The following is a 12,615-nucleotide window of genomic DNA, read 5'->3' as shown; positions in this document are numbered from 1 at the left end:
TTTATTTTTCTTTGAGCGATTCTTCATTGTCATAGCTTAATTGCCATTCAATTCCAAACTTATCTTTAAGGCTACCGTAACATTTGCTCCAGAATGTTTCTTGAAGTTCCATGCTTACGGTTCCTCCTTCTTTTAACTTATGAAAGTACGATCGAATTTTCTCTTCGTCCTTATTGACGATGGCGAGGCTGATGTTGTTTCCGGCTACGAAAGGCATACCAGGAAAAACGTCTGAGAACATGACATTACTACCATCAATTTGAAGCCGCGTATGCATGACCAAATTTTTGGCTTCTTCAGGGAGAGGATAATCGGGATTGGGTGGTGCTTCACCGAACGTCATGATTTGTGGTTTCTCAGTCCCAAATGTCTCTGCGTAAAACTCCGCTGCTTCACGACAATTTCCATTAAAGTTGAGATAAACATCAACAGACATGTGTTTCACTCCCTTATGGCTGATTTTTTTACTTGCAAATTCTCACCTATCATTATTAGCCTGTGCAGAAGCAAAAATACCAAGTGTTCATGGACTTTCTAACGTGTAGCCGTTGAGGGGGATGTTAGCGTCTTTTTAAGGGATTAGAATTAAACTAACCCGCAAAAAGGCTGCTTGTCCTTAAGCAAACTATTTTGCGGGTTCTGATTATGGCTTGCTTAGAGGGAAATCAGGTTTGAAGTGGCAGGGTGATAGAGCAGATGACGTGAAATATCGCCGGGATGCTGTACGAAAAGTGGTCCCCAAGCAGGATTGGTATCGTGCATCAGCTTTAACAGCGACAGCATCCGATTAAATATAACCTGCAGATCCGCTTCCCGGGAAAGTCCCTCAGTAACAGCAGCAGCTACCACATGCGCGGCGTAGAAGCCAGAGCGGTGCTCGTCGGTAAGGGAACCGGTGGTTTGCAGCAAGGTACGTAAAAGTGCGGCGACGCTCTCATCCTCGTTTCTCCAGTTTTGGATTTCATCCAGACTGTGATTTTCAAGGCTTGCAAGTTTAGTCTTCATAATGGCTTCAGCTACAATTCGTGCAGAACGTTTTGCTGTATTAGCGTCGATGGCTCTGCCGTTAAGCTTAATATTTGTCAGATCCTTGTCGGTTTCCGATTCAATGACTTCTGCCCATGCTCCAGCTTGGTCGAATTCCAAAAGGGCAGTGGCGTAGGCACCCAAATATCCCCGTAAAATATCTGCGGCATGTGGATCACGGGTAGGTCCTTCATTTCGAAGTTGAGTTCTTCCCGAAAAGGCGGCATTCATACCCCGGAAATAACCGATTAAGCCAATGGCAGCTGCTGGTCCCAGATTAAGGACACCCAATACATCCGACGCGGTTTCATCGATGCGGGAAGCCCAGTAGTCCGGTAGTCCTTGTCCGATGTTTTCGCTGTTTAATCTGTTTCTAACGACATTGGCCAACTCTTGAAGTAGACCCAGATCAGCATGCAAAATGTCATGACCACATACTTCATGCGGGATGCTGGACCAAGCCAGTAGTCCATTTGTCGCATGCGCAGGAGGAAGACTGACAATCGCTGCTTGCACTTTAAATACTGCTGTGGCATCAGCGGGCCATGTGTACGGGCCATTTTCCGGCTCTCCCCATTTAACAAGTGCTGGAATAATACTGAGATCCGGTTCTTTTATTCCTTCACGATCTTCTGCGCTAAGGAAACCGTCATACAGGTCACTCACAATCTCCTGAAAAGCATCGGTCGCAAGTGCAATGTAGCCTTCTCCGTTTTGCAAAATGCTCTGAGCGATATCCAGCATGAGTCCGGCAGCTCTAGTTCTACTTGGGTCCTGAATCAAAATTTCAGTAAAGCCCTGTTGCCCAAAATTGTCCAATTCCTTAATAAACGGAATCGCGACCGTTTCCTGATATATTTTCGGCAGTTTGGCTTTTGCCGCATGGAGTCTTCCCATCAATTGGTGATAATCCGTAGGCGCTGGCGGCCCCTGAAGATTGGAGAGCACAGCCTTTTTCACATTTTCGATACAAGCAGACATGTTGGATACATCCGGTTTGGTAATAGCGGTGATGCGATTTCTTTCCAGCATTCCTTGCATAATTAGATGACCTCCCAGTTTTTTTGAATTAAATTACAACAGTCTACTCTGTACTCCACAAATGCTTTGCCTGACATTTTCCATCACTAAACGTTAAAAGATAAAGATCCGGATTCGTGATTTCCTCCAGAATAAAATCTGGAGCATAATGATGCAGCATGAGTGTTATGATCAAGCGATGGGTGACTAACAGAAAGGTGTGTCGACCGCTCTGCAGCAATTCTTCCGTTAAGGCAGTGACCCGGGTGTTAACCATTTCTTCAGACTCTTCATCCGTAACTTCGGGCACCCCTCGTTCTCTAAGACGATCTTCAGGTGGATCAAGTCTGATGTTTAATCGTTCTTCAATGATTTCCGCTGTCTGCCAAGCTCGTTTATACGGACTGGAAATCAAACGGTCTACATGCAAGCCATCCATATGCAGTAGAAAATCGGCCACCTGCTTGGCTTGCTCGAAGCCCTCTGGAACTTTGAGCGTAGCATCCGGCTCATTACCAGTCCCAATACCGTGACGAACCACAAACAGCCTTACTTCATTATTCATCCTGTATCCTTCTTTTCTAGAGGAAATTAGCCGTTTAAGTGGGGAGAATGAAAGCTTTTTTCGCGGCCTACAATAACATGTGTGAGCTCTCACATGATTATGTGCTCCTTTATTTGGCACAGTTTATACTTCAATTTTTAAAAGAAATGGGCATGATGATCAAAGTAATGGTATGATAGCTTAGTTAAATCTGAACGACTAGTAATGGAGTGATCATATGGGTGGAAAAAGCAAGGGCGGCGGAACCGGCAGAGGTACAGGTAGTAAGGGCTGGACACGCTGGAACAAAACTGCGAAGCCAGTAAGGACAAAAAGCGCTTCTACAAGCGCACCGGGAAGCAAAGCGGCAGGTGGCACAAAAGGCGGCACAGCCAAACCAACAAGGAATAAAAGCGGCGGCAACAGTAGCAAATAAGCGGGAAAGTATAAGTTGTCGTAAACGTCGAACATCTGATTAAGCAAGAACAATCAGGTGTTTTTTTAATTATTTTACTTAAACTCGCATATTATAATCAGAAGCAGGTGAATTGTGAGAATTAACAAGTACATCAGTGAGACAGGATTTTGCTCACGTCGGGAAACCAACAGGCTGATTGCAGCAGGACGAATTACAATTAATGGGAATGTTTGTGAAGCGAGCGCGGAAGTAGAGCCACAGGATATCGTGCTGATTGATGGAGAAGCTATTCCGCTTAATTCCAGTGAACCTGTATATTTGGCTCTGAATAAGCCTATAGGCATTGTTTGTACCGCAGCGGAGCAAGTGGCTGGCAATATTATTAGTTATGTCAATTATCCTTCGCGGATTTTTGCCATCGGCAGGCTGGATAAAGCGTCAGAGGGACTCATTCTATTAACCAACGATGGAAGCATTGTCAATCAAATGATGCGTTCCGAACATGGTCATGAGAAGGAGTATGTAGTGACTGTAGACCAACCTGTTACAAACGAGTTTACGCATGCCATGTCTTGTGGCGTTGAAATATTGAACGTCATTACCAAACCGTGCAAGGTTGATCGTACGAGCGAATACGAGTTCCGCATTATTTTGACGCAGGGTCTGAACTTGCAAATTCGCAGAATGTGCAAGGCCTTGGGGTACAGGGTGCTAAAGCTGGAACGTGTTCGAATTATGAATATTACCTTGGATCATCTGGAACGTGGGCAATGGAGACATCTTGAAAGGGAGGAATTGGAGTTGCTTCTTGCTAAATTGCAATAATGAGTACAACAAAAGTTTATTTGAGAACAGTATGTTCATATAGCCAACGCAACTTTAGTGATACTTTTTACGTAAATTCAACGATACCTTACCCACCAGCCATAGCACAATAGGAAACACGATACCGAAAATCATGGCGTAAAAAGGCCATACTGAAAAAAACTTGATTAAAAATTGCATATTTGGCCAAATAGAATGAACCATTGCCAATGCGATTAGGATCAGAGGAACTATGAGAGAGTTAGCGCTTCGAAGACGAAAAGCATCTGCAAGCCCTTGCGCTGAAACATATAAAAGCAGTGCGAGTCGGAAAAAAATGGTGACAAACCAGAACACTGCAACGAAAATTTCAAACCGTTGAAGAAACTCTCCGTTACTGATTGTTCGGTTAATAAAAAAAGTAGGAAATGTCAAATTAGATACAACACCTTCACTCATCACGGCGATTATTTGTAGAACCATGAAAAAATACATGCCGCCGCTAATCAAAGCACAAGTTATCACTGTCTTTCTCCACTTTTTTGGATCGGGGATGTACTGTGCAAAAAAAAGATACAGAATTGCCTCAAGGTAGGGAAAGGCAAACAAATTGAACGAAGCGAGAACGATAGGGTTCAAACCATACTCAAAAATAGGGAGCACATTATCTATGGTGGTATCAGAAAGAAGGGTAAACCTGACCAAAAGATACAGAACCAGAAGGAAAAAAAATAGGATTTCCGCACAACGGCCAATTACAGCAGGGCCTGATCGAACGGCAAAATAAATGACTATAAGCATGATGAAATATATCGCGTCGGAGGGAGTTTCCGGCATAATAGCTATCGTGATAAAGTCGCCCAGATTTCGAAGTGTCATAATGAACACAAGAAAGGGAAAGAAAAAAATGAAAACGATGCTGATCGTCCCGCCCAAGGGACCGAAGAGGCAACGGAGATGCTCTACGAAAGATTTCCCCTGCATTTGCCTAGCGATGGAGGCATATAAAGGTATCAATAACAGATGGAAACCTAAGGAGACTGGGATGGAGAGCCAGGCATCTTGTTTAGCGACAGCGGTAATTACCGCTGGGAGCACCAGATATGCGCTTCCTATTTGATACAATGCAAACCACAAAATAGCTTGTCGAACCGTCAAATTGGAATTCATTCCAATACCCCCCCTTAAGATAACATTTCTGTAAGTAACCGACTTATTGGTTGAAATAGGATTTGAATGCCCGTCAGTGGAGTCGGCAGTTTAATGTTGGCGATCCGTAGGATAATCAATATAACGCCTATAATCAACAATATCGAGCTGAATACAATTTCACGCACATATTGTTTCTCCTTGAATTTTTTAAACTCATACAAAGATGTTAAAATGGAAGTTACGAGAATCACATAAAGCATTGCATTCACTCCTGATTGTGTATTCCCATATCGATTGGACTGGTAATGTCTCCGAACCGGACTAAACGATAATTGAGCTGAATATCCACTTTAAGCGTTTGAAATTTTTGTGGCCAATCCTCTTTCCATTTATGCCATTCACGTGGGAACTTGCGGTGAAAAGCTTCTCCAAACCCGAATATATCGGAACCGATTTGTTGTGCGTACGAAATGCCTTCCTTCAAAGACTGTTCCAGATGCTCTTTAGCTGATTCTTGAAGATCTCTAAATGTCTCTTCATTCTTAAGGTTGGCATTGCACGAGACTGTTCCGATATTGGATTCTGTATCCACAATAAGAGAAATGTGCGGCTCATGGTCTATTATTTTTGGACGCATCTTTACTTTGGAACGGATTACTTCAACAACAAATTTTCCTTTGGAATTCGGACAATCGATGGAAGCAACGGTGCTGGAAACACGGTTGGATATATAGGTAAAGGCTTTACTTTGTGAATCATCCATCCAATTGATAAGTCGGTCGCCCTTGAAAACACCAATTCCAGTAAAAAAATATTTAACATGTTGGGGCGACTTTGTCACATTATCAATAGTTAGACCTTTTTCTAGGTTTGTCAGTCGAATACCGGTGAGCACCGGTTCAATGCCATCATCTGTGAAATTCTGTAAAATATCTTTCACATTGACCGCGGAAGTTGGAGCCCATGCTTTTTCAGAAAGCCTTAATGCCTTATACATATCCATTGCAGGCAAGACCTCGGTTGGAGTTACAAAAGTAACGGCCTCCTTTGCCGTGTTTCCTCTGACAACGGCCAAATAGAAATCAGGCCGAACTTCATGATCACGGAACAGAAAGTCCAGCGGCTCCTTTATTCCTTTTTTTGCTGTTTTTTCATCAAAAATGACAAACTTTAAGTGAGACATATACATTTTTCGGGACGATTCCGTTGTTAATTTTCGAATAGCTTCAAATATGGTATCGGCGCGTTTGGAAAAAACGATCGTTGGCGTCCGTTCCATGGGGGAGTTCTGAGACATTTGCGATGGGTCAACCACTTGTAAACTGACTTCATATTGGTCATCAACTGCATCAATGCCCAGAGCCATCACGACGGAAATTGCGCTCAATTCCTTACTGTTCCAGCAACCCGTAAGAAACACCATTAGCCAGATGCACATAATCAGTAATAAAATGGTGGATCGATACGAGTTCATGATGGTCTACTCCTTTAGTTTTTGCGATGTTTTTTGTTAGTTCTATATGGAAAACGCAATATGGCGTCCCTCTGCTCAGACGATTTGTAATTGGCAAAGGGACTTAAATACGGTACACCGAATGAATGAAGCCCATTGAGATGCACAAAGAGCATGAGAATACCAACAGTCAATCCGTACACACCAAACATAGCGGCTATGCCTATGAAAGCGAAACGTAATATCCGGATTGGAATGGCAAAGGTGTACGAGGGAATGACAAAGCTCGAAATGGCAGTTATTGCAACAACAATGACCATAACAGCCGAAACGATGTTTGCTTCTACAGCAGCCTGGCCGATCACTATTGACCCGACAATAGAAACAGCTTGACCGACCGTCCGTGGCATACGAAGCCCTGCCTCCCTCAGAATTTCAAAAACCACTTCCATGATCATCGCCTCAATAAATGCTGGAAACGGAACTCCTTCACGTTGCGCGGATAAGCTTAATAACAAAACTGTTGGAATCATATCCTGATGGAATGTCGTTAATGCGACATAAATGGCCGGAGCCAACATACAGATTGCCAGGCATATGTACCTTAATATTCGAATGATACTACTGTAAATAAAGGATTGATAATAATCTTCTGCGGATTGAAGAAAATCTACAAACACCGCAGGTGCAAGGATGGCGAAGGGAGATCCATCCACAAATATCGCAATTTTCCCCTCCATAATTCCTGCTGCAATAGAGTCTGGGCGATCAGAATTATAAAAGATCGGAAATATCGTGAGTTGTTTATCTTCATGGAGACATTCTTCCAAATATTCGCTTTCAAGTACGCCTTCTACATGCATGTTCTTTAACTTGGATATCATGTCCTGCACCTTTTTTGGGTCAGCGACCCCATGTAAATACATGACCGATATATCGGTCTTGGTTTTTTCGCCAACTTTTATGGTAGTTAGACGTACTCTTGTATCCTTCACCCTTCGACGAACCATAGTTGTATTCGTACGTAAAGTTTCTGTAAACGACTCTTGCGGACCTCTGACCACAGGCTGTGTCTTCGAATCTGTAATGCTGCGTTCTTCCCATCCAGGCAAAGAAATGATCAATCCTTCATCCATATCGTCCAGGAGTAGGAGAAGACCACCTGAGAGGATCTGTTCCAAAGCATCTTCAAAGTTTTGAGTAAAGCTTGCTTCACCAATGTCCAAAATTGCGTTTTTCAATAACGGTAAAGTGATCTCGTCAGAGGAGACACGATCATGCAACGGACGGATCACATTGTCCTGTACCTTTTGCATGTCAGTCATTCCGTCCAAATAAAAAAGTGCGGCGTGTTTATGGCCAGCTGTGATTTCACGAACAATAAAATCCGAACTGTTTCCCATGAAGTCACAAATGAGATCGATATTCCGGCATAATTGTCTTGAAAATTTGGTATGTAACTTCATTTTCACCCTCCTCAGATACGTAGTATTAACAATAATCCAAAATAATACCACAATAATCCATAAATGTGTTTGTTGTCGGTAAGGTCAATGACATCTTAACGGTGGAGGATTCGGGCTAAGTAATTTTTAAAAGACAGCTGCGGATAACAAGAAACTCTTGGATAAGGGGAATTTTGATATAGCAAACAGCGTGAAAGAAACCAATTGTGTGAGATATTTATTCAGCAGTTGCAGAATGTGGCTTAGTTGACTTAACCCATTTAAATAAACACTTTAAAAGTGTATATGGAACAACAGCATTTGAATATATGTCCCATTTAAATTGAGGAGGAGGGCATTGAATCCGTTTATATTAGAGTCCATTCAAGCTTAAACTGCTGATGTAGAAAATAAACGTTTTCCTGAAGAAAAACATACATTTACGATGAAGAAGAGGAACTGAAAGTACTTTATGGAGGTAAGTGATGAAGATAATTCGCATTCATTTCTAAATTATTTTTCGATTACTGTAAACATAGACTAATATTCTGTGTTTTTTTGTTTTATATATCATTGAGGGGAGGAATTCTACATGAACGAACAACTCATAAAAAGCGATGGAATAGTAATTTGTACTGACAGTTTTGGAAAGCAAGTTAACCCGGCAATATTACTGATTATGGGGGCTCAATCCTCACTGGTCTGGTGGGAGGAAGAATTCTGCCAGCGTTTAGCAGAGACAGGTCGCTTTGTCGTTCGCTATGATAACCGAGATGTTGGACGTTCTACAACCTATGAACCTGGGCAACCGGACTATACTTTCGAAGACATGGCAGATGATGCTATTCGAGTATTGGATGCGTATAAGATTGAGCAAGCGCATATTGTGGGCATGTCCATGGGCGGCATGCTGACTCAAATGATAGCTCTGCGATATCCAGGCAGAGTTCTAACCGTTACCCTCGTATCAACGTCCAATTTTGCTCCCGATCTTCCACCGATGGAGGAAAAGGTTATGGACTATTTCTCGAATATGGGAGCAATAGATTGGACGAACGAACAATCGGTGGTCGATTTTGTGATAGGTAGATCAAGAATTCTAGTAGGTTCAAAACACGCTTTCGATGAGAAAAAAGTTTATAAATTAGCAAAAGAAGAATGGAAAAGAAGCAACAATATAGCCAGCATGAACAATCACGCAATGCTGTCAGGTGGAGAATCCTATCTGTCTAGGACAAGGGAAATAACCGTCCCTGCTCTGGTTATACACGGTACTGAAGATCCGATTATCCCTTATGAACACGGAATCAATCTTGCTAACGAAATTCCAGGTGCGGTTTTACTGACATTGGAAGGTACTGGACATGAACTTCACTACGACGATTGGGATTTAATAATCGATTCTATTTCAAATCACACTTCGATACCCAATTAAGTCAAACTGATGTGTAGGATAGGCTGAATAAAGCCCTTTTTGAGAGAAGCAATCTTACTGAATAAAAAGGCAATCTCCTTTTTTAGGAGGATTGCCTTTTCTATTTGTATGCCCTTATTTCATGAAAACTGAGCCAGTCTCAGGCACAAGTATCCCAAAGCTCCATCAATTTGGTTATGGCTGCATCAATGTTGTCTAGGGGCACACCATCTCTGGCTTCCGTAGATATACCTTCTAGAAAGGTAACGAATAGTGTGGTTAACATGCTAACATTTGTGGATTCTTGAAGTTCTCCGTTCTTGGTAGCTCGCTCAATACGAGCATGGAACTTGTTCCTAGTCACTGCTCTTTGCCTGGTCAATAGTTCTCGAATATGAGTGTTTTCCGGCGAACAAGTATTTGCAGAGAATATGACTAAACAACCCAAGGGATGGGTCTGCTCAGTCTGCATGATTGCTGAACATCTTAAGGCTAATTCAATAGCTGTGCGCGATGAAAGTGAATAGTTTGTAAGGCTTGTCGATACTTGTCCGTATGTAGCCAAATACTGGTCCAGCGCTTCTTTGAATAATGCGTCTTTTGATTCAAAAGCTGCATAAAAGCTGGCTGAGGAGATGCCGCCCATCGCCTTTTTGAGCTGAGCCAAAGAGGTTGATTCAAATCCATGCTCCCAAAACAACATCATAGCTTGGGAGATCGCTTCGTCGCGACTGAATTTACGTGGTCTTCCGGTTCTAACCATGGAGTCGCCTCCTTTTATCTTGTACTTATATACTAATCGATCCAAAAGTAATTGACAAGACCGAGAGGCATCTTTAAAATATGGAATGATTGATCCATAATTGAAATAAAAGGAGGGCAAATCATTGGTATATGTGCTTGATTTTTCGCTTGAACTTGTTTTGAAATCGATATTAAGGAGCTGCGCTAATGTCCAGCAATAATTCTTCTACTACTGCAAAGATTGCTTCTTCCGTCTCATCTGAGCGCTTTCCCTGGCTTGGCCTGCTCGCTTTGGCTATGACAGGATTCATCTGTATTATGACGGAAACGATTCCGGCTGGTTTGCTTCCGCAAATAAGCAAGGGACTTTATATTTCAGACGCAATGGCTGGTCAACTGGTCACTGTCTATGCCATCGGTTCTTTAGTGGCTGCCATCCCTGTAGCTATAGTTACCCGCCAATGGCGGAGGCGTCCGCTGTTACTTCTGGCTATCTGCGGGTTCCTGGTTTTTAACAGTGTCACCGCAATTTCCTCCAGCTACATACTGACGCTGGCTGCCCGTCTGCTGGCAGGAGTTTCGGCTGGAGTTCTATGGGGTATGATCGGCGGTTACGCTCTCCGCATGGTCTCTGCTACATTGAAGGGGAGGGGGATGGCGGTTGCCATGGTTGGAACGCCCATCGCCTTGGCTATTGGTGTCCCGGCGGGAACGTTTCTGGGGAACCTTATGGGTTGGCGTTCTGTTTTTGGAATCATGTCGCTACTGACTGTTATACTGATCGCGTGGGTGCTTTGGAAGGTGCCGGACTATCCGGGACAGTCCTCCGATAAGCAAGCTTCGATCTATGCAGTCTTCCTTACACCGGGGATTCGGCCCATACTATTGGTTGTACTGACCTGGATGACAGCCCATAATATTCTTTACACTTATATTGTTCCATTTCTTGCGGCCAATGGGATGGGGGAGAGAGTGAGTCTGGCGCTGGCTTTCTTTGGCATTGCTGCTCTTGTAGGTATATGGATAACTGGCGTATTCATCGACCGTTGGCTGCGTAAGCTTGTCCTTATTAGTCTTATTTCCTTCGTCTTAATTTCTATTGCCATGAGCTTTAGCAACTCCAATGTCCTTATCATCTATATCATTGTTACGGTATGGGGTTTAACTTTCGGCGGCGCAGCAACGCTATTGCAAACGGCGCTTGCTCAGGCTGCAGGGGAGAGCAAAGTGGATATGGTGATGCCGATTAACACGACCGTATGGAATCTGGCTATCGCTGGCGGCGGGATGGCTGGGGGTATTTTGCTTGAAACTTTTGGTGCGGGATCATTTTCATGGGCATTATTCACGCTCTTATTCCTTGCGCTTCTCGTGGCTTGGGGTGGCAAAAAGTATTCGTTCCCTCCACAGTAATCTGTAATTAGTGAGGCTTTTTTAAAAAATTCGCTTGTTATGACTTCTAACGTTAATGAGTAGAAGATGCTGTCCCCTGGGCAGTTGCTATAAAATAAAGAGCATTGTCCAAGCCGATGTTATCGACAGGGCAATGCTCCTTGTGTTTGAATTCGATTTTACTATAAAAATTAAGTGCATTCCGCACCAGACTGGCAGCCTGTAAGTTCGACTTTACCATCCTCCAGAACTAGGAGCAAATGATGCTCTGTGTCTGCGAACGGCTTGTCGCCTAAGGGAAGTTGGGTATGTACATAGACTATACTATGATGGTCCCTCCTCGTTCCTTCGTAAAGCCAATAAAATGACCCATACTCTTGGTGTAAAACTGATTACGGAGGATGGGAAATCTACAATAAGAGAGAATTTTACGTTGGTTGAAAAACATTTATTGAAATAATGCACAATTAGATTAAGCCTAATATTTATTTCTTAGAAATGTTATCCCGCCGGGTAGGGCTTTATTTGTTTCGTTCTATTTAGTAAATAGTCTGTGCTTGTATGGTGGAAATTAGCTAGTCTAATTAAAATCTCCGTTGGAATGTCTATTTCCCCACGTTCATAATTGCTGTATATCCGCTGGCTACAATTCAGATAATCCGCCATTTGAGTTTGAGTCAAATCTTTATCTTCACGTAAATCTCGAATCCGTTGATACATCATATTCACCTCGAACTAAGAATATCTTAGCGAAATAATCGCTATTGATTTTTAGCGAATAATTCGCTAAAATTAGTCAGAGGGTTAATAATACATATCAAGAAGGAGTAGATCATGAGTATCTTGGAGAACTTTTATTACGGAAAATGTAACCCAAGTGAACGAATCAAATCGAAAGACACTGAGTTTGAACTGGTCTCTCAGAGAATAGCCGATGCTGAGGAAGCCCTCAAAACAAAATTGCCAGAGCAGGATTACAAATTAATTGAAGAACTTTCGGATTTACAAGATGTTTTAATTTCCTTATTGTCCGCTTCGGCTTATATTGAGGGTTATAAAATGGGGGCACTAATAATGATTGAAGTATTTGACGGGAAAGAAGGGTTAAAATAGGTAGTTCAGAAGATTGAAGAGGGCGATTATAAAAAAATTTGAAAGGTAGCTCCTTCTTCATGGAGTTACCTTTTTTATTTTCTAAAAGTA

Annotated in this window: 15 protein-coding genes and 1 pseudogene; 6 read left to right on the top strand and 10 right to left on the bottom strand. The window is 42.6% G+C overall.

Features of this window, described 5'->3' with window-relative positions:
* Window position 1 precedes the first annotated feature (1 nt).
* The 3 genes from NLX78_RS23350 to NLX78_RS23340 all read right to left on the bottom strand — a co-directional run bounded on the left by NLX78_RS23350 (window position 2) and on the right by NLX78_RS23340 (window position 2,611).
* Window positions 2–436, bottom strand: a complete 435-nt coding sequence (locus NLX78_RS23350) for a VOC family protein (protein ID WP_250261433.1) — start codon at window positions 434–436, stop codon at window positions 2–4.
* A gap of 218 nt (window positions 437–654) precedes the next feature.
* A complete protein-coding gene (locus NLX78_RS23345) occupies window positions 655–2,067 on the bottom strand; it encodes a hypothetical protein (protein WP_254351664.1) in 1,413 nt (470 codons plus the stop codon).
* Between the two features lie 43 nt (window positions 2,068–2,110).
* Window positions 2,111–2,611 carry a histidine phosphatase family protein gene (locus tag NLX78_RS23340; RefSeq protein ID WP_254351663.1) on the bottom strand — a complete coding sequence of 167 codons (501 nt, stop codon included), beginning with the start codon at window positions 2,609–2,611 and terminating at the stop codon, window positions 2,111–2,113.
* A gap of 217 nt (window positions 2,612–2,828) precedes the next feature.
* Between NLX78_RS23340 and NLX78_RS23335 the strand changes: the two genes are divergently transcribed.
* On the top strand, window positions 2,829–3,026 hold the full coding sequence (locus NLX78_RS23335) for a DUF3934 family protein (RefSeq protein WP_013310240.1): 198 nt from the start codon (window positions 2,829–2,831) through the stop codon (window positions 3,024–3,026).
* 114 nt (window positions 3,027–3,140) lie between these two features.
* The gene (locus tag NLX78_RS23330; protein WP_254351662.1) at window positions 3,141–3,833 is read left to right on the top strand and encodes a pseudouridine synthase; all 693 of its coding nucleotides are present in this window, start codon (window positions 3,141–3,143) and stop codon (window positions 3,831–3,833) included.
* Window positions 3,834–3,887: 54 nt separating this feature from the next.
* Here the strand turns inward: NLX78_RS23330 and NLX78_RS23325 are convergent, their stop codons facing one another.
* From NLX78_RS23325 to NLX78_RS23310, 4 genes are read right to left on the bottom strand one after another with little or no spacing between them, the layout of a single operon-like run.
* Window positions 3,888–4,982: a GerAB/ArcD/ProY family transporter gene (locus tag NLX78_RS23325; protein ID WP_254351661.1), complete on the bottom strand. Its 1,095-nt coding sequence runs from the start codon at window positions 4,980–4,982 to the stop codon at window positions 3,888–3,890.
* Window positions 4,983–4,996: 14 nt separating this feature from the next.
* Window positions 4,997–5,224: a hypothetical protein gene (locus NLX78_RS23320; protein WP_061830176.1), complete on the bottom strand. Its 228-nt coding sequence runs from the start codon at window positions 5,222–5,224 to the stop codon at window positions 4,997–4,999.
* A 5-nt stretch (window positions 5,225–5,229) separates the two neighbouring features.
* Complete coding sequence (locus NLX78_RS23315; RefSeq protein WP_302057482.1) at window positions 5,230–6,438, bottom strand: Ger(x)C family spore germination protein; 1,209 nt, start codon at window positions 6,436–6,438, stop codon at window positions 5,230–5,232.
* 14 nt (window positions 6,439–6,452) lie between these two features.
* Window positions 6,453–7,883 (bottom strand): spore germination protein, encoded by a 1,431-nt coding sequence (locus tag NLX78_RS23310; protein WP_254351659.1) that lies wholly within the window; start codon window positions 7,881–7,883, stop codon window positions 6,453–6,455.
* A 212-nt stretch (window positions 7,884–8,095) separates the two neighbouring features.
* Here NLX78_RS23310 and NLX78_RS23305 point away from each other — a divergent pair.
* Window positions 8,096–8,209 (top strand): annotated as a pseudogene (locus tag NLX78_RS23305) (AraC family transcriptional regulator); the annotation flags it as partial.
* A 245-nt stretch (window positions 8,210–8,454) separates the two neighbouring features.
* Window positions 8,455–9,297: an alpha/beta fold macrolide esterase gene (gene mle / locus NLX78_RS23300; RefSeq protein ID WP_235306284.1), complete on the top strand. Its 843-nt coding sequence runs from the start codon at window positions 8,455–8,457 to the stop codon at window positions 9,295–9,297.
* Between the two features lie 139 nt (window positions 9,298–9,436).
* Here the strand turns inward: mle and NLX78_RS23295 are convergent, their stop codons facing one another.
* Window positions 9,437–10,039 (bottom strand): TetR/AcrR family transcriptional regulator, encoded by a 603-nt coding sequence (locus tag NLX78_RS23295; protein ID WP_254327442.1) that lies wholly within the window; start codon window positions 10,037–10,039, stop codon window positions 9,437–9,439.
* A gap of 188 nt (window positions 10,040–10,227) precedes the next feature.
* On the opposite strand from NLX78_RS23295, the gene NLX78_RS23290 reads away from it, so the two are divergent.
* The gene (locus NLX78_RS23290) at window positions 10,228–11,433 is read left to right on the top strand and encodes an MFS transporter (protein ID WP_254351658.1); all 1,206 of its coding nucleotides are present in this window, start codon (window positions 10,228–10,230) and stop codon (window positions 11,431–11,433) included.
* A 52-nt stretch (window positions 11,434–11,485) separates the two neighbouring features.
* Here the strand turns inward: NLX78_RS23290 and NLX78_RS23285 are convergent, their stop codons facing one another.
* A complete protein-coding gene (locus tag NLX78_RS23285) occupies window positions 11,486–11,653 on the bottom strand; it encodes a hypothetical protein (RefSeq protein WP_254351657.1) in 168 nt (55 codons plus the stop codon).
* A 260-nt stretch (window positions 11,654–11,913) separates the two neighbouring features.
* On the bottom strand, window positions 11,914–12,132 hold the full coding sequence (locus NLX78_RS23280) for a helix-turn-helix domain-containing protein (protein ID WP_250262078.1): 219 nt from the start codon (window positions 12,130–12,132) through the stop codon (window positions 11,914–11,916).
* 114 nt (window positions 12,133–12,246) lie between these two features.
* Here NLX78_RS23280 and NLX78_RS23275 point away from each other — a divergent pair, with 114 nt between their 5' ends.
* Window positions 12,247–12,525 (top strand): DUF6809 family protein, encoded by a 279-nt coding sequence (locus NLX78_RS23275; RefSeq protein ID WP_254351656.1) that lies wholly within the window; start codon window positions 12,247–12,249, stop codon window positions 12,523–12,525.
* The last annotated feature ends 90 nt before the right edge of the window (window positions 12,526–12,615 follow it).

Origin of the sequence: Paenibacillus sp. Lou8.1 (genome assembly GCF_024213565.1) — a bacterium.
Classification (GTDB): Bacteria; Bacillota; Bacilli; order Paenibacillales; family Paenibacillaceae; genus Paenibacillus; species Paenibacillus polymyxa_B.
The sequence above is the reverse complement of the archived record's forward strand: the minus strand, read 5'-3'. Positions and strand labels throughout refer to the sequence as shown.